At 73.8% G+C, this 21395-nt stretch carries 15 protein-coding genes and 1 pseudogene; 14 read left to right on the forward strand and 2 right to left on the reverse strand.

Translation table 11 applies throughout. The features are described 5' to 3' along the window. Window positions 1–76: 76 nt before the first annotated feature. The 7 genes from KPL57_RS05350 to KPL57_RS05380 are packed head-to-tail and all read left to right on the forward strand — an operon-like array spanning window position 77 to window position 12745. On the forward strand, window positions 77–1510 hold the full coding sequence (locus tag KPL57_RS05350) for an acyltransferase domain-containing protein (RefSeq protein ID WP_226350741.1): 1434 nt from the start codon (window positions 77–79) through the stop codon (window positions 1508–1510). Then, on the forward strand, window positions 1507–7272 hold the full coding sequence (locus KPL57_RS05355; RefSeq protein ID WP_226350742.1) for an SDR family oxidoreductase: 5766 nt from the start codon (window positions 1507–1509) through the stop codon (window positions 7270–7272). The genes KPL57_RS05350 and KPL57_RS05355 overlap by 4 nt, the downstream gene beginning before the upstream one ends. Window positions 7273–7282: 10 nt before the next feature. After that, window positions 7283–8275, forward strand: coding sequence for a 3-oxoacyl-[acyl-carrier-protein] synthase III C-terminal domain-containing protein (locus KPL57_RS69345; RefSeq protein ID WP_226350743.1), 993 nt, complete (start codon window positions 7283–7285; stop codon window positions 8273–8275). Further along, window positions 8272–9483 (forward strand): cytochrome P450, encoded by a 1212-nt coding sequence (locus tag KPL57_RS05365; protein WP_226350744.1) that lies wholly within the window; start codon window positions 8272–8274, stop codon window positions 9481–9483. The genes KPL57_RS69345 and KPL57_RS05365 overlap by 4 nt, the downstream gene beginning before the upstream one ends. Window positions 9484–9511: 28 nt before the next feature. Next, a complete protein-coding gene (locus KPL57_RS05370; RefSeq protein ID WP_075333043.1) occupies window positions 9512–10867 on the forward strand; it encodes a cytochrome P450 in 1356 nt (451 codons plus the stop codon). Continuing rightward, a complete protein-coding gene (locus KPL57_RS05375) occupies window positions 10864–11649 on the forward strand; it encodes a class I SAM-dependent methyltransferase (protein WP_226350745.1) in 786 nt (261 codons plus the stop codon). The genes KPL57_RS05370 and KPL57_RS05375 overlap by 4 nt, the downstream gene beginning before the upstream one ends. 28 nt (window positions 11650–11677) lie before the next feature. Beyond that, window positions 11678–12745, forward strand: coding sequence for an aromatic ring-hydroxylating dioxygenase subunit alpha (locus tag KPL57_RS05380; protein WP_226350746.1), 1068 nt, complete (start codon window positions 11678–11680; stop codon window positions 12743–12745). 153 nt (window positions 12746–12898) lie between these two features. Here KPL57_RS05380 and KPL57_RS05385 read toward each other — a convergent pair whose 3' ends face one another. After that, entirely contained in the window at window positions 12899–13723 is an 825-nt protein-coding gene (locus KPL57_RS05385; RefSeq protein ID WP_226350747.1) for a helix-turn-helix domain-containing protein, read from the reverse strand. An 80-nt stretch (window positions 13724–13803) separates the two neighbouring features. Between KPL57_RS05385 and KPL57_RS05390 the strand changes: the two genes are divergently transcribed. The 5 genes and pseudogenes from KPL57_RS05390 to KPL57_RS05410 all read left to right on the forward strand — a co-directional run bounded on the left by KPL57_RS05390 (window position 13804) and on the right by KPL57_RS05410 (window position 19139). Further along, the gene (locus KPL57_RS05390) at window positions 13804–14541 is read left to right on the forward strand and encodes an SDR family oxidoreductase (protein ID WP_374203668.1); all 738 of its coding nucleotides are present in this window, start codon (window positions 13804–13806) and stop codon (window positions 14539–14541) included. A 293-nt stretch (window positions 14542–14834) separates the two neighbouring features. Then, window positions 14835–16361 (forward strand): Re/Si-specific NAD(P)(+) transhydrogenase subunit alpha, encoded by a 1527-nt coding sequence (locus tag KPL57_RS05395; RefSeq protein WP_226350791.1) that lies wholly within the window; start codon window positions 14835–14837, stop codon window positions 16359–16361. Between the two features lie 3 nt (window positions 16362–16364). Further along, a complete protein-coding gene (gene pntB / locus KPL57_RS05400) occupies window positions 16365–17774 on the forward strand; it encodes a Re/Si-specific NAD(P)(+) transhydrogenase subunit beta (protein WP_226350748.1) in 1410 nt (469 codons plus the stop codon). Window positions 17775–17868: 94 nt separating this feature from the next. Continuing rightward, entirely contained in the window at window positions 17869–18018 is a 150-nt protein-coding gene (locus tag KPL57_RS05405; protein WP_158071455.1) for a hypothetical protein, read from the forward strand. Window positions 18019–18172: 154 nt separating this feature from the next. Beyond that, window positions 18173–19139: pseudogene (locus KPL57_RS05410) on the forward strand (IS5 family transposase). Here the strand turns inward: KPL57_RS05410 and KPL57_RS05415 are convergent. Continuing rightward, a complete protein-coding gene (locus KPL57_RS05415; RefSeq protein WP_226350749.1) occupies window positions 19084–19530 on the reverse strand; it encodes an ATP-binding protein in 447 nt (148 codons plus the stop codon). The pseudogene KPL57_RS05410 and the gene KPL57_RS05415 overlap by 56 nt on opposite strands. Before the next feature lie 158 nt (window positions 19531–19688). Between KPL57_RS05415 and KPL57_RS05420 the strand changes: the two genes are divergently transcribed. Both KPL57_RS05420 and KPL57_RS05425 read left to right on the forward strand, forming a co-directional pair. After that, entirely contained in the window at window positions 19689–20504 is an 816-nt protein-coding gene (locus tag KPL57_RS05420; protein ID WP_020626265.1) for a SigB/SigF/SigG family RNA polymerase sigma factor, read from the forward strand. 290 nt (window positions 20505–20794) lie between these two features. Further along, window positions 20795–21307, forward strand: a complete 513-nt coding sequence (locus tag KPL57_RS05425; protein WP_226350750.1) for a hypothetical protein — start codon at window positions 20795–20797, stop codon at window positions 21305–21307. Window positions 21308–21395 lie beyond the last annotated feature (88 nt).

The following is a 21395-nucleotide window of genomic DNA, read 5'->3' on the forward strand; positions in this document are numbered from 1 at the left end:
ACGCTCTAAGGAAAGTCCGTGCGGTCGTCCTCGACGATCGGAGGTGTTCGGCCTGTCCAACCGAGAGGGACGACGCGTGAACACCAACCCTGTCCTCGTCATGCCCGGAACGGTGCCCGCGCCGCGCGGCGGGATCCTGCACGATCTGCACGCCCGGCACGACGGCGTACGCGAGGTACTCGCCCGGATCGACGAGGCCGCCCGCGGCCTGGACCTCCCCGCGGTGTCGCCACGGCTCGTCGAGGGCGGCGAGGTGGCTCCCGGGCGGGGCCCCGACCTGCAGTACGTGGAGATCTTCGCGGTCAGCATCGCCACCCACCGCGCGCTGGTCGGGACGGGTGTCGAGCCGGCGGCCCTCGTCGGCCAGAGCGTGGGGGAGCTGTGGGCGCTCGCCGCGGCCGGGTACATCTCGGTCGAGGACACGGTCCGGCTCGCGGTGGCCCGGTCCCGCGCCCTCACCCGGCAGGACTGGCAGGGCACGATGATCGCCGTCGGGGTGGACGGCCGCCGGGCCGAGCACCTCGCCGGCCTCTTCGGACACCCCGATCTGGTGCTGGCCTGTGAGAACGCGCCGCACCAGAGTGTGCTGAGCGGGCCGACCGCGCTCACCGCCGACATCGAACGGGTGGCCGCGGCGGCGGGCTGGCCCACGAACCGGCTCGACGTGCCCCACCCCACGCACTCGCCCGCACTGGCCCGGTCGGCCAGGGAGCTCCGCGCCGATGCGCCCCGTGTGCCCTACGGCGGTGGCCGGGTGCGGGTGTGCTCGCCGTGGCTGGGCCGTGACGTCGCCGACGACGATCCCGTGGAGCTCATGGCCGGTGCCCTCACCGCCCGCGTGCGCATCCTGGACACGATCCGCGAGCTGCACGCCTCCGGCGCGGACGTGTTCGTCGAGTGCGGCGAGCGTGCGGTCGTCGCGAAGATGATCCAGGCGAGCGTTCCGGGCGTGCGGTGCACCGTGCCGTTGGCCGAGCGCGACGCCCCCGCCGTCCTGGCCGGGCTCACGACCGGCACCCCGTCACGGAACGGCGCGCACCCGGGTGTCCCGGTCGTCGTGCGCCCCGAGTCGACCGTCGCCGTACCCACCCCCGCGACGGACCCGCCGGCCGCGGTCCGGCCACCGTCGCCGGCCGCGGTGGCCACACCGGCGGCGCGCCCCGAGCCGGTCGAACCCGCCCCGGCCCCCTCCGCCCCGGCCCCCTCCGGTCCGGCCCTCTCCGGCGGAGCCCCCTCCGCCGGGGCCCGCGACTACGACGCCGTCCTGGCGCAGTTGCGTGACCTCTACGGCGGCTACCTCGGCTACCCGCCGGACCTCCTCGGCGAGGACGACAGCCTGGAGGCCGACCTCGGCGTCGAGTCCCTCAAGCAGGTCGCACTGCTGGGTCAGGTCGCGGACCTGTTCAACCTGCCCGACCTGCGCTCGAACGCCTCGTTGCTGGGCTTCGGCTCACTGCGGCGCATCGCGGACGCCGTCGTGGCCGGCGGAGCGGTCGGCGAGGCTGCGTGAACGGGCACGAGGGCTCCCCGGACGACCTGACGGGGCGGATCGCGCTGGTCACCGGCGCGGCACGCAGTCTGGGTGCCGACATCGTGCGGAGCCTGGCCCGCCGGGGCGCGCACGTGATCGTCAACTACTTCCACTCGGTCGAGGCGGCCCGGGAGCTGGAGGCGGAGCTGTGTGCCGCAGGCCGTTCCTGCGAGTTCATCCGCGCCTCGGTGGCCAAGACCGCCGAGGTGGACCGGATGTTCGACCTCGTCCGGGAGCGGCACGGTGGCCTCGACATCCTGGTGAACAACGCCGCGGCCGGCGCCTTCCTCCCGCTGCTCGACGTCGACGACGTCTACTGGGAACGGGCCTGGCGCACCAACGTCATGGGGCCCTACCACTGCGCGCGGCGGGCGGCCGAGCTGATGGACGGCCGTCCGGGCGCGGCGGTGCTGTGCCTGTCCGCCGTGGGGTCCCACCTGCCGGTGCCCGGCTACGGGCCCGGGGGCGTGACGAAGGCGGCCGCCGAGTCGCTGGTCCGCTACCTGGCGCTGGAGCTGGCCCCGCGGGGGATTCGGGTGAACACGGTCCTGCTGGGCTCGGTGGCGAGCGACATCGTGAGATCACTCGCCGACCCGGACACGATCGGTGACCGCTCCGACGACGAGCGGCTGCTCCGGCGCACGATCTCGACGCCGGACGCGGCCGACCTGATCTGCCACTTCCTGCACCCGCACGCCGGGTTCGTCACCGGGCAGACCCTCGTCGCCGACGGCGGCATCGGCCTCACCGGGATGCAGACGCTCCAGCTGCACAGCAACCTCGCCGCGCACGCCGCTCCCGTCCGGGGGACGTCGCCCGCACCCGCCGGACCGCCGAGCGGGGACCCCGAGCCGGCGGAGACCGTGGCCGGGTCCCCCTCCGAGGAGCCCCGCACCGACACCGACACCGTCGCTGCCGACGACGACGCCGTCGCCGTCGTCGGGATCGGGGTGGCGCTGCCCGGCGCGAACGACCGGCGCGAGCTGTGGGACCGGCTGCGCGAGGCCACGCTGCAGGCGAGCGAACCGACCGGCTTCGCGCTCGAGCACTTCCACGCCTCCGACACCACGGTGCCCGGCCGCTTCCACGCCCGCCGGGCCGGCTATCTCAGCGGCTTCGTCCCGGATCCGCGCTCGCTCAGCGAGCCACACGGACTGCGCGACCACCCCGGGGTGGCACCGACCGCGCGCTGGTTGCGGCACTGCGCCGTCCAGGCACTCGACGGGGTGCGCCGCGGAGCGGGTGACCGGTGGCTCGCCGTCACCACGGGAGCGCACGACCACATCGGGCTCGGCGACCGGGCCCCGGTGCTGGGGGCGCAGTACGCGAGCATGCTCCGCGGGGCCACGGCAGCCGACCCGGACGGTGACTGGCTCGGTGAGATGGCCGAGCACGCGGTGCTCGCCCACTACTCCGGCAGCGGTGCCGACCCGCTCATGCACCAGCCCGCGTCCGTCTCACGGATGGCACTCGGCGGGCTCGTGCCCGACGACGCCCGCCACCTCACGCTCGATGCAGCCTGCGCCAGCGGCCTCTACGTGCTCGACGCCGCCGTGAAGGCACTGCGGGAGGGCTCCTGCGACGTGGCGCTCGCCGGCGGCACCTCGGTGGCCGAGCCGACCCTGCTGACCCTGTTCTGCAAGGCCCAGGGCATCACCCCCAGCGGCCGGGTGCGCCCATTCGACCGGGACGCGGACGGGACGCTGCTCGCCGAGGGTGCGGTGGCGCTCGTGCTGAAGACCCACGCGAGGGCCGTCGCGGACGGCGACGAGATCCTGGGGCTGGTGCTCGGCACCGGCCTGGCCGCCGACGGCCGGGGCAAGGGCATCCACGCCCCGGCCGAACGCGGTCAGGAACTGGCGATCTCCCGCGCCTGGTCCGACGCCGGTGTCGGAGCGGACGACCTCGACTGGGTCGTGGCCCACGGCACCGGCACACCGACCGGTGACGAGGTCGAGGTCCGAGCCCTGCTGGCGCGGCTCGGGCAGGGCCCGCGCACCTGCCTGCTCAGCTCCAACAAGCAGGTCTTCGGCCACACCGGTGTGCTCGCGGGGCTCGTCTCGGTGGCGCACGCGCTCACCGCGATCGAGCACGGGGCGATCCCGGCCCAGACGGACCGGATCGTCCCGCACGCGCTGCTGGACGGGGAGGAACGGCTCGGGGTGCCCGTCACCGAGGTCGACTGGCGGCCCTCGGACCGGCCACGTGTCGTCGGCGTCTCGTCGTTCGGGCTCGGTGGCGCCGACGCGCACGCCGTGCTGGCCGACCGCGTCCCGACCCCGCGGCCCGCCAGGGCGATCCCGGAGGACCTCGTCGTCGTCGGCTGGAACACACACCTGCCCGGCTCCGACCGCGACGCGACCGCTGCCTGGCTGGCGGGTACCGGGCCCGGTCCCTCGGCGGGGTTCGGCGACCCGTACCCCGCCCCGTCGCCGCGCGAGGTGCGGATCCCGCCGCGCACCACCGCGCACATGGACCCGAGCCACCTGATGATGCTGCAGGCGGTGGACCCGCTGCTGGCGCAGCTGGGCGACGCGGCCGCGGACCTGCGTCCCGACACCGCGCTGCTGATCGGGTCGGCGCTGCCCAGCAGGCACGCCACCCGGATGGCCGTGCGGGTGCACGCCGCCGAGTGCGCCGACGCGCTCGGGCTGCTGCCCGACCCCGACATGGTCGCGACGCTGCGTGAGCGGCTCGCCGCCGCCGTCGACGCGTCCGCTCCCGACATCAGCGAGGACGACTTCACCGGTGCCGTCTCCTGCATCGCGGCCGGCCGGGTGACCAACTACGACGACCTGCAGGGATTCGGCGTCGCCGTCTACGACCACCGGGATTCCGGCACCGCCGCACTCGACCTCGCGATGCGTCAGCTCCGCCACGGGGCCTGCGAGCTGGCGCTGGTGGGGGCCGTGAGTGTGGCACCGGTCCGGGGCTGGGACGGACATCTCGGTCCGCTCGTACCGGACGGGGCGACGATCGCGGAGGGCGCCGCCGTCGTGGCACTGGCCCGGCGCTCGACCGCCGAGCACCACGGTCTGCCGATCCTGGGAACGGTCGCGACGGCCGGTCCGGCGGCGGTGCCGCCCGCGCCCCCGGCGCCCGGTCGCACCTACCTCGCCGTCGACGCGCTGTTCGCGCTGCTGCACGGTGTCGTCACCGGCCGCGGGACGATCGTCGGCGCGAGCGACCCGGCCACACCGGGCCTGCGCTTCACCGGTGTACGGCCCGCCGACGCACCGGAACCCGACATCGGTGCCCGGGGCACGGTGGACCTCGTCGACATACCCGTCCCGACCGGGGCGACCCCGCCGCACCCGGTCCCGCCGGGCACCGTCGTCGTCACCGACTCCACGGACGTCGTGGCCGCGCTGGAGGGCTGCGTCGACGTCGCCGTGTGGACGACCGACGCCGTCGCCGCGGAGGACGCGGCCGGCGCGCTCGCGGAGCTCCCGTTCGTCCCGGCCCACGTGCGGGTACTGACGCGGTTCACCGACCGCGGTGACGCCCCCACCGACGCCCTGCGCGCCGAGACGCTGCAGGACCTGCTCCTGACCACGACCCAGGCCCTGCTCCCGGCCCTGCGCAACGGCGGAACCGTCGGCGCCGCGCTGCTCGACGCCCTGCCCGGCGACCGTCCGCACCCGCTCGCCGGTCTGTTCACCGGGTTCGTCCGCTCGGTCCGCGCCGAGATCACCCAGTGCGGGGGAGCCGCGCTGCTCACCGCGGCGCCCGACGCGCTGACCGCGCTGCACCAGCTGGCCCGCGCGAGCGGCGACGCCGGTCCGCTGCACACGGTCGCGGCCCGCGGGGACGGGAGCTGGGCCCGGATGGACGTCTGCCCGGACGGCGTGCCCGCCGGCCCGGGCGGGACCCCGCTGGCCCCGGGCTCGGTCGTCGTCGCGTTCGGCGGCGCGCGCGGGATCACGCCGGAGCTGCTGCACGCGCTCGCCGTCCGCGTCGAGCGGCCGCACGTCTACCTGATCGGCCGCACCCCGGTCCCGGACGGCCCGCCCACCGAGCCGGCACCTCAGGCGGAGTTCATCGCCGAGCAGCGACGCCTGCATCCCGAGCTGAGCCTGCGCGAACTCAAGGCGCGGTACGACCGTCTCGACGCCGCCCGGGAGGTACGGGCGACACTGCGGCGGCTCGCCGAGGTCTGCGGTCCCGACCGCGTGCACCACCGCGTCTGCGACGTGCTCGACGGCGAGGCCACCACCGCCGTCCTCGACGAGATCCACGACCGGCACGGCCGCGTCGACCTCGTGGTGAACGCCGTGCTCGACCTGCGTCCCCGCGCGCTGCACGCCAAGGCGCTCGCCGACTTCCGGGCCGTGCGGGCCACGAAGGCCACCGGCTACCGCAACCTGAAGCACGCCCTCGCCGGACGACCACCGACGATCCTCGCCACCTTCAGCACCCTCGCCACGGTCGCGCCGGCGCCCGGCGACGTCGACTACTGCGCGGTGAACTCCTACCTCGAGTACGCCACGGCCGCCGCCAACCGGGGCCTGCCCACGGGGCACCGGGAGATCGCGATCCTCTGGAGCGGCTGGAAGGACGTCGGCGTGGCCAGCGGCGTCGCCATGGAGGAGACGCTGCGGCGCAACAACATGGACGCCTACATCACGCCGGCCCAGGGGTGCGCGCAGTTCCTCTCGTCGCTGGCCCACCCGCCGGCGAACGGACTGACGTTCTTCCTGCGCGGGCCGGAACGGGCCATGCTCGCCCGCCGGGGCATCGGACCGGACGCCCCGCCGATGCCGCCCCCCGACGTCCCGCCCCCCGACGTACCGGGTCCGGAACCGGCCTCGCCGCTCCTCGACGGCATCACGATGGAGGGCCGGTCCTGGGTGGTCGCGACGAAGACGTGGGACCCCCGCACGCTCGACGAGCGGGACGGGCGGTGGATGCGCCACCACCGGGTCAACGGCGCCGTCGTGCTCCCCGGCACGTTCGCGCTCGAGGCCGCCGCGGCCGCCGCGACCCGGCTTCGACCGGACATGGTCGTCACCGGTTTCCGTGACCTCGCCTGCCACGCCTCGGTGACGGTGCGGCCCGACGGTCCTCCCCGCACCGTCACGGTCTCCGCGCGGGTGACGACCGAGGATCCCGCGGGCGCCCGGGTGTCGGTCCGGGTCACGACGAACCGGGTCAGCGCGACCGGCAAGGTGCTCCGGTTCGGCGACCTCTGCTACGAGGCGGACGTCCTGCTCGCCCCGGTCCGCCCCCACCTCGGCCCGGCGCCGGACCTGCGGGCGCACACCCCCGTCCCGGGGTTCCGGATGCCGATCTACGACGGACATCCCGTACTGGCGCTGAGCGGGCCGTTCGCCGGGACCTCGGCCCACGCCCACGGGCCGGGCGGGACGAGTGCACTGTTCTCGTTCGACCACGCGGGGTTCTCGGCCGAGCTCGGCGGGACGACGGTGCCCTCGATCCTGATCGACGCGCTCGCCCACCTGCTGCTCGTGCCGCGGGACGGGGCCGAGGGCGAACCACCGGTGCCGGGCCCCCTCGCCGGTATCGCCGAGGTCGATCTGGGGTGTGCCGGCAACGACTGCGACCTCGCCGCTCGCCACCCGGTCGTCCGGCTCGGCAACGACACCGCGTCCGGAGTGCTCACCGCGGCCGCCGACGACCGGGTGCTGGTCCGGGTCCGCGGCGTCACCGCCTTCTCGAGCAGCGAACCGGGGCGCCTGGTCCGTCCGGGAGCCGACGACCACCGGCCCGTCCCCGCCTGAGGAGGCACTCGTGCTCTGGTCCGACGTGAACATCGCGGGCAGCGGGTCGTGGATCCCGCCCATCCGGCCGCGGGCAGGTGCCCGGCCGGACACCCCCTCGGCGGCCGACGCCAACGGGTTCGGCTCCGCCGCCGTGGCCACGGGCGACACGGCCGTCGGGATGGCGGCACGCGCAGCGCTGAAGGCGCTGCGGCACGCCGGTGCCGTCGGCTCCGACCTGAGCCTGCTCGTGCACGCGAGCTTCCAGGACGTCGACCACTACACCCCCTCGCCCTACCTGCTGCGCGCCCTGGGCACCACGGTGGCGACGGGGATGGAGATCGGCGCCGCGAGTGACGGCGGTGCGGCCGCGCTGGTCACGGCGGCCGAGCACCTCACCGCACGGCCGGACGCACGGGCGGCGATGGTCACCGCGGGGTCCCGCTTCCCCGCCGAACGCTGGGACTTCGTCCACGAGATCGGCTACCTCGCCGGTGACGCGGGCGGGGCCGCGGTGCTCACCCGCGCGCCGGGCCGGGCCCGGCTGGTGGCGACCGCCCACGCCGCGGTGCCCCGTCTGGAGGAGATGAGCAGGGCCGCGGCCGGCGTGGCGGGCGGGGCGACGGGCCGGCGCATGGCGGTCGAGGAGACGGGGCTCGCCCCGCACGTCACCTCCCTGCAGGAGGCCACGCGCTCCTGCGTCGAGCAGGTGCTGGACGAGGCCGGTCTCGCACCGGCGGACGTCGCGCACATCGCCGTCGTCGCGATCGGGTCGGCGGTGCTGGACGTCCTGCTGTCGGGGCCACCGTTGCACGCCCGTGCGGCCGACACGAGCTGGACGTTCGGACGCCACGTCGCCCATGCCGGACCGTGCGACCTGCTGCTGGCCGTCGACCGGCTGCTCCGCGGCGGGACGGTCGTGCCCGGCGACCGCGTGCTCGTGGTGAGCTTCGGCCTCGGGTTCCGCTGGACCGCCGCGGTCCTGGAGATCACCGCGCCCGTCCCCGGACGGACCGCGGCATGACCGCCCCGATCCCCGAGTTCCCCCTGCCGCGTGCGGCCGGCTGCCCGTTCGACCCGCCGCCGGAGCTGCTCGGACTGCACGCGCGCGGGCCGGTCGGCCGGGTCCGCATCTGGGACGGCAGCACGCCGTGGTTCGTCACCGGACACGCGCTGCAGCGCGAGCTGCTCAGCGACCCGCGGGTCAGCGCCGACCCCACCCACGACGGCTATCCGCACGTCACGGCAGGGATCAAGGCACGCCACGCCGACGCGCGCTCCTTCATCACCATGGACGATCCGGAGCACCGGCGGCTGCGCCGGATGCTGACCAGCCCGTTCGCCGTACGGCGGGTCGAGGCCCTCCGGCCCACGATCCGGCGGATCGTCGACGAGCGGATCGACGCGATCCTCGACGGACCGCGTCCCGTCGACCTCGTCACGGCCTTCGCACTGTCCGTGCCGACGATGGTGATCTGCGAGTTGCTCGGGGTGCCCTACGCCGACCACGAGTTCTTCCAGCGGTCGAGCCACGTGCTCATCCACCGGTACTCGACGGTGGAGCAGGTGCTCGCGGCGCAGCGCGGGCTGGTCGGGTACCTGGAGGACCTGATCGCGCGGCGGCTCACCGACCCGGCCGAGGACATCCTGTCGCGGATGGCGGCCCGGCACGTCGCCACTGGGGAGCTGACCTCGTCCGAGCTGGCGTCGATGCTCCTGCTGATCCTCGTCGCCGGTCACGAGACCACGGCCAACATGATCGCGCTGGGTACGCTCGCGCTGCTCGGCCACCCCGAGCAGCTCGCGGCGTTGCGCACCACCGAGGACCCCGCGCTGGTGGTGGGCGCGACCGAGGAGCTCCTGCGGTACCTGCCCATCGTGCACTCCGCGCGGCGCCGGGTGGCGCTGGCCGACATCGAGCTCCCCGACGGGACCACGGTCCGCGCCGGCGACGGCATCGTGCTGCCCAACGACGTCGGCAACCGCGACCCCGAGGCCTTCCCCGACGCCGAGCGGCTCGACATCCGCCGCGACGCCCGGCACCACGTCGCGTTCGGCTTCGGCCCGCACCGGTGCCTGGGGCAGCCGCTCGTGCGGGTCGAGCTGCAGGTCGTCTACGGCACGCTCTACCGCCGCATCCCCACCCTGCGCCTCGCCGTCGAGCCGTCCGAGGTGCGGTTCAAGCACGACGGCCTGATCTACGGCGTCCACGACCTGCCCGTCACGTGGTGACCGGACCCTCCGAGACAACGAGGTGACCATGCCCCGCCCCCCGTCGATCCCGCTCGCACCCGGCGCGCTGCCGGTGCTGGGCCACGCGGTGCCGCTGCTGCGGGACGCGCTCGCGTTCACCTCGTCGCTGCCCGCGCTCGGGCCGCTGGCGCGGATCCGTCTGGGCCCCTTCTCGGTCGTGATGGCCTGCGACCCGGACGTGACCCGCCAGGTCCTGCTCGACGACCGCACCTACGACAAGGAGGGCCCGGTGATCGAGCGGATCCGCGAGGTCGCCGGCAACGGCCTGTCGACCTGTCCGCACAGCAGCCACCGCCGGCAGCGGCGGTTGTGCCAGCCCTCGTTCCAGAACGACCGGTTCCCCGGCTACGCCGAGGTGTTCGCCGCGACGGCCGAGGCGAGCAGCAGCGCGTGGCACACCGGGCAGCACCTCGACGTCACCCGCGAGATGATGACTCTCACCGCCCGCGCGACCATGGAGACGATCTTCAGTGGTGAGCTGCCCGCGGATGTGGTCGACCGGAGCATCGACGACACGACGACGCTCGTGCGGGGTGTGTTCCGGCGGATGCTCACGCCGCCGCTGCTGAGCCGGCTGCCCATCCCGTTCAACCGCCGGTTCGACGAGGCCCGCGCGCGGCTCCTCGACGTCGTCGCGACGATCGTGGCGAACCGCCGCGCCGACCCCACCGATCACGGCGACCTCATGTCCTCGCTGCTGGGGGCGGTGGACGACGGCGCGACCCTCACCGATGCCGAGCTGGCCGACCAGGTGCTCACGTTCTTCATCGGCGGCACCGAGACCGCCGCGAACACGCTCGCGTGGGCGCTGCACCTGCTGGCCACCCACCCCGACGTGCAGGAGCAGGTCACGGCGGAGGCGCGGGCAGCGGACGGAGTCCGGCCGCCGCCGCTCGACGGTGTCACCGGCCGGGTCCTCACCGAGACCCTGCGGCTGTTCCCGCCCGCGTGGCTGTTCACCCGCACCCTGACCGCGGACACCGAGCTGGGCGGGGTCGAGCTGCCGCGCGGGACCGTGGTGGCCGTCAGCCCGTACCTGATCCAGCACCGCGGCGACCTCTACCGCGATCCCGATCGGTTCGATCCCGGCCGGTGGGTCGGCCGGGCTCCCGACCGCAGTGCCTACCTCCCCTTCGGCGCCGGGGCCCGCAAGTGCATCGGCGACCGCTTCGCACTGACCGAGATGGTCACCGCGTTGCACGCGGTCCTCCGGCGCTGGCGCGTCGAGCCGCTCTCACCGGAGCCGTTCCGGCCCGCGGTGGAGGCCACCATCACCGCACGCGGCCTGACCCTGCGGGTCGTGGCACGGGACGCCGCACCGGCGGTCGGCGAGCCCTCGGCAGGGGCCGGGTGCCCGGCATGACGGCGGGCTACGGAGCGGGTCACCTCGACCACGACGAGCCGCTGGAGCTGCGCAGACTCCGGGCCCACGAGGAGTTCGCCGACGCAGGTTCCCGACGGGCCCTCGACGGACTGGACCCGATGCCCGGCTGGCGGTGCCTGGAGCTCGGCGGGGGGACCGGGTCGGTGGGGCGCTGGCTGGCCCGGCGCTGTGCGCCGGGCGAGGTGGTGGTCACCGATCTCGACACCACCCTGCTCCCGACCGACATCGCGAACCTGACGCCGTTGCGGCACGACGTCCTGCACGACGACTTCCCGGCCGCCTCGTTCGACCTCGTGCACGCCCGCGCCCTGCTGGAGCACCTGCCCGACCGGGCCGCCGCGCTGGCCAGGATGGTGGGGTGGACCGCGCCGGGCGGGTGGGTCTGCGTCGACGCCACGCTCCGCATCACGCCGCCCGGCGGCAGCCGCACCGCCTTCCACCGCTGCCTGGAGGGGCTCTCCCGGCTCGCGTCCGGCCGGATGGGCGCCGACATCGGGTGGGCCACCGGCCTGCCGCTGATGCTCGCCGAAGCCGGGCTGGTGGAGGTCGGCGTGCTCTGCACCCCCGGCGTCGTGGGGTCGACCGGCAACGCCACCAGCCTCGTGCGTGTCTCGCTGGCGCAGTTCGGCCCGCTGCTGCGCGAGCACGATCTCGTCTCCGACGACGACATCTCCGACTGCCTCGCCCTGCTCGACGACCCGGGGCATGCCGACCTGCCGTTCCTGCTGATCTCCGCCTGGGGCCGGCGGCCCCGCCCGTGAGCACCCCCACCACCACGGAGGACCTGCGATGTCCGGTCTCACCCGCTACGTCCACGACGACTCCGGTCCCGCCCGCGCCGATGCGCTGACCGCAACCGCCACCGCGACCGCGCTGCCCTATCCCGACGGCTGGTTCTGCCTCGCCTTCTCCGACGAGCTCCCGCCCGGTGGCGTCCTCACCCGCACGCTGATGGGGGAGGAGGTGGTGCTCTACCGCACCCGCGGGGGAGTGCTGCGGGCCGTGCGGCCCTACTGCCCGCACCTGGGAGCACATCTGGGGGCGGGCGGCGCGGTCGAGGGCGAGACCATCGTCTGCCCGTTCCACCGGTTCGCCTTCGACACGAGCGGGACCTGCGTGGCGACCGGCTACGGGCTGCAGCCGCCGAAGGCCGCGCTGACGCGGTACGACGTGTGCGAGGTGAACAGCTCCGTCTACGTGTGGCGGCATGCGCTGGGAGAGCCGCCGACCTGGGAGGTGCCCGCCCTGCACGGCCCGCGGCCCAGCGTCTTCCGGCACACCACGGTCGACCTCGCGGGCCATCCGCAGATGATCGTCGAGAACGCGTTCGACTTCGGGCACCTCACCCAGCTGCACGGCCTGAGCGGGCTCACCATCGACGCCGATCCGGTGATCGGGGAGCCCACCTGCACGATCCCGGTGACCGCGGGCGGGCGGGCGTTGGTCCCCAGCGCGTCCTACGAGCTGACCGTCGTCGGCCTCTCGACGTTGGCGGCCGTGGCGCGGCTCGGCCCGCTCGGTGACATGTACGTCCTGCTGCACGCGACCCCCACGGCGCCGGGCAGGCTCCACCTGCGCCTGGGCGCCACCGTGGCGCTGGAGAAGGTCCCGTTCGTACCCGACGTCCTGGGCCGACTGATCACCGACCCGCTCTCGCAGCTGTTCAGCCGCCTGGCGCACCACATCACCCTCCGGGACGCCGCTCCCGACTTCCCGGTGTGGAATCACCAGATCTACGTCGAGCACCCGAAGCTCGCCCCCGGTGACGGGCCCGTCGGCCGCTACCGGCGGTGGGCCCGGCAATTCTACTCCGCTCCGACCGGCGGGGACGTTCCGGTGGCCCCGCCCCGGACCTGACCCGGCCGACCGGCCCGGCGCCCGCCTGCGGTCGGGGCGGCTCGGCCTCGACGGGCCGGTCGGTGTCCCCTCCTGCGACGGGCGGGGTCGGCCGTCACGGGCGGAACAGCGGGCCCGCCGGGGCCGGGGGACGACGTCGAGCGGGGAGCCGCCTCAGCCCCGTGCCCGGTCCGTGGCGGCCAGCGAGCCGAGCAGCCGCAGGGCGTCGCCGGAGGGACCCGGCTCACCGTGGTAGACGACGAGCTGCTGGCCTGGGGCCGAGCGGACGTCGAAGGTCTGCACGGTCAGGGTCAGCGGCCCCACCCGGGGCTGCCGGAGGCGCTTGCGCTCCAGCGACTTGCCCCGCGCGTCGTGCGCCGCCCACAGCGTCGCGAACTCCGGGCCGCTCGAGAGCAGCCGGTGCAGGACCGCCCTGATCCGCGGGTCCTCCGGGTCGCGACCGTGGTGGAGCCGGAACCCCGCGACGGTGTTCGCCGCGACGGCGTCCCGGTCGACGTAGAAGCTGCGGGCGGCCGGGTCGCAGAACACGATCTCCATCAGGTTCCGCGAGAACGGCCAGCCGCCGAAGAGCGCATCGGCGATCTCGTTGGTCGCCAGGACGTCGTAGGCCCGGTTGTGGACCAGCGCCGGGTTGTCCGGCCACGCGTCCATCAGCTGCCGCAGCGCGGGGTCCACCCGGTCCGTCGCGACGGCCGTGGCCTTCCTGGGTGTGGACCCACCGAGGGCGAACAGGTGCGAGCGCTCGTCGGCGTCGAGCTGCAGGACCGTCGACAGCGACTCGAGGACCTCCGCCGACGGGCGGCGCTCGCGCCCCTGCTCCAGACGGACGTAGTAGTCCACGCTCATCCCGGCGAGCATCGCGACCTCCTCCCGGCGCAGCCCCGGGACCCGGCGCAGCCCCGCCGAGGGCAGACCGACCGCGTCCGGGGTGATCCGGGCGCGCCGGGTGGCGAGGTACGCGCCGAGCTCCGAAGCCATGGCGCACACGGTAGGAGGTCCGCCGCGGCCGTGGGTGGGTGTGGCACACCCCCGGACGACCGGGGCCTGCCGGTGCGGGCGTGCACCGGCGACGGTGGGCCCATGACTACACAGAAGATCATCTTGGTGACGGGGGCAGCGGGATCGGGGAGGCGGTGGTGCGCCGGCTCGCGGGCGAGGGGCACGTCGTCGTGGCCGGGGCGCGCCGTACGGACCGGCTCGTCGCGCTGGCCGACAGCGCGGAGGGCGCTGTGGAGGCCGTGCGCGTCGACGTGACCGCCCGCGACGACGTCCGGGCGTTCGTCGACTCCGCCCGGGAACGACACGGCCGGGTGGACGTCCTGGTGAACAACGCGGGCGTGATGCCGCTGTCCCGGCTCGACGCCCTGCTCGTCGACGAGTGGGACCGGATGGTCGACGTGAACCTGCGCGGTCTGCTGCACGGCATCGCCGCGGCCCTGCCGGTGTTCACCGAGCAGGGTGGCGGGCACTTCGTCACGACCGCGAGCATCGGCGCGCACCAGGTCGTCCCGACGGCGGCGGTGTACTCGGGCACGAAGTACGCGGCGTGGGCGATCACCGAGGGCCTCCGCCTGGAGAGCGACCCCTCGATCCGCGTGACCACCCTGACCCCCGGCGTGGTCACGTCCGAGCTCGCGGACTCGATCTCCGATCCGGACGCAGCGGGCGGGATGCGCACCTACCGCGCCCACGCGATCGACCCCGATGCCATCGCCCGCGCGGTGTCCTTCGCCCTCGCCCAGCCCGAGGACGTCGACGTCAACGAGATCGTGGTGCGGCCCGCCCGTCAGCGCTGACCGCTCGCCCCGGCGCGGGCCCGCGCCGGCCCGGTGCCGCCCGCGCCGGGACCGGGTCCGGGTTCCCCCGCCGAGCACATCGGAGGGGCTGCGAGCTTCTTCCCGGCGCTACGCTGCCGCCCACGTCAGCCGTGCCTCGCCGGGGTACCGGTCCGGCCTGTGACGTAGTCGTGACTGCACGCGCCCGCTTCCGGCATTACCTTCCGAAAGACCCACGACCGGTGCGAGCGACGAAGCACGCGCAAGATCGAGGAGAGTGCATGAGCGACAGCCCTGAGCCGTCGGGACCGGTGATGCGGATCGGTGTGGCCGCGGAGTCCGAGCCCGAGACGCGCGTGGCGATGAGCCCCGAGACCGTCGCGAAGGTGGTCGGTCTCGGCTACGCCGTCACCGTCGAGTCCGGGGCCGGTGCCCGGGCCGGGTTCACCGACGAGGCCTACGCCGAGGCGGGCGCCGACGTCGCCGACGGTCCCGTCTGGGACGCCGACGTCGTGGTGCGCATCAACGCCCCGCAGCCCGACGAGATCGGCAAGCTGCGCGAGGGCTCCGTGCTGATCGCGATGCTCGCGCCGCGCTTCGAGGAGGAACGCACGGCCGCGCTCGCCGCCCAGGGCGTCACCGCCCTGTCGATGGACGCGGTGCCCCGGATCTCGCGGGCCCAGTCGATGGACGTGCTGTCGTCGATGGCGAACATCGCGGGCTACCGGGCGGTGATCGAGGCGGCCCACGTGTTCGGCCGGTTCTTCACCGGTCAGGTCACCGCCGCGGGCAAGGTCCCGCCGGCGAAGGTGCTCGTGGCCGGGGCGGGCGTCGCCGGGCTCGCCGCCATCGCCGCCGCCAACAGCCTGGGCGCGGTGGTCCGGGCGACCGACCCGCGCTCCGAGGTCGCCGACCAGGTGCGGTCGCTCGGCGGGGAGTACCTGGCCGTCGAGGTGGAGCAGGAGGCGTCCACCGACGGCTACGCCAAGGCGACCTCGGCGGACTACGACAAGCGCGCGGCCGAGATCTACTCCGAGCAGGCCGCGGACTGCGACATCATCATCACCACCGCTCTCATCCCGGGGCGGCCCGCGCCGAAGCTGATCACCGCCGCGGACGTGGCGTCGATGCGCCCGGGCAGCGTGGTCGTCGACATGGCGGCCTCGCAGGGCGGCAACGTGGAGGGGTCGGTGGCCGGCGAGGCCGTCGTCACCGACCACGGCGTGACGATCATCGGCTACACCGACCTCGCCGCCCGGTTGCCTGCGCAGGCGTCGCAGCTCTACGGCACGAACGTGCTGAACCTGCTCAAGCTGATGACCCCGGAGAAGGACGGGCGGCTCGCGCTCGACCTGGACGACACGGTGGTCCGTGGCATCACGATCGCGCACGCGGGTGAGACGCTCTGGCCCCCGCCCGAGGTGAAGGTGAGTGCGGCGCCCGCGGCCCAGCCGGCCGCCGAGCCCGTGGCGACGGAGCCGGAGAAGCCACGGTCCCCCTACGCCGGGCTCGCCGCCGGCGTCGTCGGCGCGGTGGCGCTGTTCGCGGTCACGGCACTGGCCCCGGCCGAGGTCGCAGGGCACCTCACGGTGTTCGTGCTGGCGATCGTCATCGGCTTCTACGTCATCGGCAACGTGCACCACGCGCTGCACACACCGCTGATGTCGGTCACGAACGCGATCTCCGGGATCATCGTCGTCGGCGCGATCCTGCAGATCGGCACCGGCGGCGACGCCCTGGTCATCGGGCTCGCCGCGGTCGCGGTGCTGCTCGCCGCCATCAACATCGTCGGTGGCTTCGCGGTGACGCGCCGCATGCTGCAGATGTTCACGAGGAGCTGAGCCGTGCAGACGTGGACCACTGCGGCGTACCTGATCGCCGCCATCCTTTTCGTGATCAGCCTCGCCGGGCTGTCGAGGCACGACACCGCCAAGTCCGGTGTGCTGTTCGGCATCACCGGCATGACCATCGCCCTGGTCGCCACCGCCGTCGTCGCGCTGGGGCAGGCGTCCGGGCTCGGCGTCGCGCTGCTGCTCGCGGCCGTCGTCGTCGGTGCGGCGATCGGGCTCTGGCGGGCACGCGTCGTCGAGATGACGGGCATGCCCGAGCTCATCGCGCTCATGCACAGCTTCGTCGGCCTCGCCGCGGTGCTGGTCGGCTGGAACGGCTTCCTGGAGGTCGAGGCCGGGCACCTGGTGCTGGAGGGGCCGCTGCTGGGCATCCACCACGCCGAGGTCGCGGTCGGGGTGTTCATCGGTGCGGTGACCTTCACCGGCTCGGTGATCGCCTACCTGAAGCTGTCGGCGAAGATCAAGTCGGCGCCGCTGATGCTGCCCGGCAAGAACGTCCTCAACCTCGGCGCGCTCGTCGCGTTCGCGGTGCTGACGGTGTTCTTCGTCATCACGCCGCAGATGTGGATCCTGGCCGTGCTCACGGTGTTGGCGCTGCTGCTCGGTCTGCACCTGGTCGCCTCGATCGGCGGCGGTGACATGCCGGTCGTGGTGTCGATGCTGAACTCCTACTCCGGATGGGCCGCCGCGGCGGCGGGCTTCCTGCTCGGCAACGACCTGCTGATCATCACCGGCGCGCTCGTCGGGTCCTCCGGTGCCTACCTGTCCTACATCATGTGCAAGGCGATGAACCGGTCGTTCATCTCGGTCATCGCCGGCGGCTTCGGGGCCACCTCCTCGGCGGCCGCGGCGGTGGAGGGCGAGCACCGCGAGATCGACGCCGACGGCGTCGCCGAGCTGCTCGCGAACGCCGAGAGCGTCGTGATCACGCCCGGCTACGGCATGGCGGTCGCCCAGGCCCAGTACCCGGTGGCGGAGCTGACCCGGTCACTGCGCGACGCCGGCGTGAACGTGCGCTTCGGTGTCCACCCGGTCGCGGGACGGCTCCCCGGCCACATGAACGTGCTGCTCGCCGAGGCCCAGGTGCCCTACGACATCGTCCTGGAGATGGACGAGATCAACGACGACCTCGCCGAGACCGACGTCGTGCTGGTGATCGGCGCCAACGACACGGTGAACCCGGCCGCGTCGGAGGACCCGGGCTCGCCGATCGCCGGGATGCCGGTGCTGCGGGTGTGGGACGCCAAGGACGTGATCGTCTTCAAGCGGTCGATGGCCACCGGCTACGCGGGCGTCCAGAACCCGCTCTTCTTCCGGGACAACACCCAGATGCTGTTCGGCGACGCCAAGGAGCGCGTGCAGGACATCCTGGCCTCGATCAAGAGCCTCGCGAGGACGGGCTGACCGTCGGGCGTCTTCACCCGGGCGGGGCGCAGGTGTTACCGAGCCGACTCCTGCGCTCCGCTTGCCCGGAACGTCCGGTGGGCACCCTGTGACCATGAGTGAGAGCAGCACGCAGCACGCGAACGAGACCTGGCCCCACCCCGAGAGCGAGCAGGCCCGACACGACGGGCGCTACACCCCGGTCGCCCGCGGGGGCCACCGCGGCCACCGGTCCGACGACCCGTCGACCGCCATGTGGGACTGATCTGACCCCACCGCCCGGTCCGCGACGGATCGGGCTCGATGAGAACCGGTCGCCGTCACCCGCCCTCGGGCGTGGGGTGCGGCGACCCTGTCGTTGCGGGGCCCGTCGTTGCGGGGCCCGTCGTGGGCCCGGGCGTCTCAGAGCGTGTTTGGAAATGGTGGGTGTGTCGGGATGGTCGACACGGCTGGGGTGCTCCATCGTGGTCGGCATGCAGGAACGACCGCGCCGGTACCCCTCGGACACCAGTGATGCCCAGTGGGTGGTGATCGAGCCGTTGTTACCGCCGCTCGCGCGGCGGGGGCGGCCTGTTGCTCATGCTCGTCGGGACGTGCTGGACGCGATCTTGTATGTCGTGCGGACCGGGTGTGCCTGGCGGGCGTTGCCGGTGGACTTCCCGCCCTGGCAGACCGTCTACTGGTACTTCAACCAGTGGGAACAGCAGAAGGTCACCGAGAAGATCCTCCCGGTCGTGCGGGGGCAGTTACGTATCGCCGAGGGCCGTGATCCGGAGCCGAGTGCGGGGATCATCGATTCCCAGTCGGTCAAGGGCGCCGACACCGTCGGCCAGGACTCCCGCGGCTACGACGCCGGGAAGAAGACAGGCGGACGGAAACGGTTCATCGTGACCGACACCCTCGGTCTGCTGCTGACCACGATGGTGTGCTCGGCCTCGGTACAGGACCGCGACGGCGCCAAGCCGATCCTGCTCAACCTCTACCTGCGCACCAGGGTGCGGTTCGTCTACGCCGACGCCGGCTTCGCCGGGCGACTGCTCGACTGGGCCGCCACGATCCTGCAGACAACGATCGAGATCATCCGCAAGCCACCCGAGCAGCGCGGATTCACCGTCCTCCCACGAAGGTGGGTGGTCGAACGGACCCTGGCCTGGCTCACCGCACACCGACGCCTGGCCCGAGACTACGAACGCCACCCCACCACATCCGAAGCCATGATCCGCTGGGCCGCGATCAACACCATCACCCGCCGCATCGCCCGTGGATACCCCGCCACCCGCCAGCAGAAACACACGACACCCTCAACCCACTAGAATTTCCAAACACGCTCTCAGGACGCGGGGGTGCACAGCCCCGGGCAGCGGCCGATCCGGCCCCGGAACGTGACGGTGGTCCCGTCAGGACCCGGCTCCACCCGCACGTCCTCCGCGACCGCCTCGATCATCCCGATGCCCCGTCCACGGTGGCCGGGGTCGGTGGGCGGGTCGCGCCAGCACCCGCGGTCGCTGACCTCCATCCGCACCCGGTACCCCTCGGCCTCGCCGTGCAGCAGGACCGTCGCGGCGCCCTCCGAGCCTGCGTCCTCCGAGCCGGCGGCCCCGTAGGCGTGCTCGATGCAGTTGGACACGGCCTCGTTCACCGCGAGGACGAGGTCCTGCACGGTCGGGCACTGCTCGTCGGTCCCGCACAGCGACGCGAGCCACCTGCCGGTCTCCCGGCGGGAGCGACCTGCCGACGCGGGTTCGACGGGCAGCTCGACACGCAGAGTCGGGGGCATGGGGCAGCAGTACCCACCAGGTCGCCGTGCAACTCATCGGAGTGACCGCCGATCGAAAATGTCGACCAGGTCACGCGAAGTTCGACGTGCGGGCCCGCGGCCCGCGGCCTACCGTCGATCGGTGATGGCAGTCGATCGTTGCCGGCCGCGGAGACGGCATGGCTGAGCCGAGTACGGATGCGGACACCCGCCCCGACGAGTACACCCACCTCGTCGAGCCTCTCCGTGCCTTCGCGGCCGCCGGCCCCGGGGACCCGGAACGGGAGCGGCTGCGCTCCGAGCTGGCACAGGGCTTCCACCCGGTGGTCCGGCACATCGCCGGGCGCTACCGGCACCGCGGCGAGCCCGTCGAGGACCTGGAGCAGGTCGGCGCGATCGGTCTGCTCAACGCGCTGGACCGGTTCGACCCGGACCAGGGCACCCCGTTCCTGGCCTACGCCGTCCCCACGATCACCGGGGAGATCCGCCGGTACTTCCGCGACCGCACCTGGTCGATGCGGGTGCCGCGGCGGCTCAAGGACATCCAGAGCCGCATGACCCGCGCCCAGGAGGAGCTGGCCTCGCGGCACGGCCGCGCCCCGAAGGTCTCCGAGCTCGCCGAGCACCTCGACATCAGCCGGGAGGAGGTCATCGAGGGGCTGCAGGCCCAGGACTCCTACCGGTCGGACTCGCTCGACAAGCTCGTCGGCGACACCGACAACCCGCTCGGCGAGATCGTCGGGGGCATCGACGCCGGGATGGACGCGGTCGAGGCCCGCGAGTCGCTGCGCCCGGCCCTGCGCAAGCTCCCCGAGCGGGAGCGGACCATCCTCATGCTGCGGTTCTTCGGCAACCAGACCCAGACCCAGATCGCCGCCCAGGTGGGGCTGTCGCAGATGCACGTGTCGCGGCTGCTCGCCCGGGCCCTGGTGACCCTGCGCGGTCATCTCGCCGACGACCAGGACCAGCACGACGGGGTCCCCGAGGCGGGCTGACCGCCCTCCCGCTACGACGGTCGGGTGCCCGTGATGGTCCGACCGGGGCAGCCGGACCGGTCGTCGTTGCCTCGCCGTCACCTGGGCGTTTCCCCACCGGTCTCCGGGGGCACCCTGTCGTGTTCCGCGCACGCCGCCGCCCGTTCACCGGGTCGCGGTGTCGCGCATCCGACGATGTCGGCGAGACCGTCGTCCCGCGACCCTCACCCGCACCTCGGCGCCCGGCCGGTGTCCCCGTCGGCCGGTCCCGCGTCGTGCCGTCGGTCGCGAGGACAGGAGAGGACCCGGGTATGGCCGTGCAGGAGAAGAAGTCCGTGACCGAGAAGGGCACGAAGAGCAAGAAGGGCAAGAAGAGCGGCCGGGAGGCCGTCGAGGCCGCGAAGGCCGAGACGAAGAAGGCCCGCCGCGCGGAGGAGAAGGCCGCCGAGAAGGCCGTCCGCGCCGCCCGCAAGGCCGAGAAGAAGGCCCGCGAGCAGGCGAAGGCCGCGCGTGCTGCGCAGAAGAAGGCGGCGGCTGCCGAGAAGAAGGCTGCCGCGAAGGCGAAGGCCGCGCGGCTGGAGAAGGTCGCCCAGCGCGACGCCGCCGCGAAGGCGGAGAAGAAGGCCCGGAAGCTGGCGAAGGAGCGGGTCGTCGCCGGGCAGCCGGGCAGCGGTGTCGGTACGCCCGAGACCACGCCCGCCGAGCGGGAGCAGCGCCGTCGTGAGGCCGAGCAGGCGGCCGGCCGGCTCGCCGCCGCGGCCGAGCACAAGGCCACTGCCGAGCGCCCCGCCGAGGTGCACCACACCAACGGCGCGCGCGTCTGACCACCGCACTCCGCAGCACCGTCGACGCCCGGACCCGGCCGGGTCCGGGCGTCGACGTATGTCAGGCACTGCACACCTGTCCGGATAT

Source organism: Pseudonocardia sp. ICBG601, from assembly GCF_020496245.1.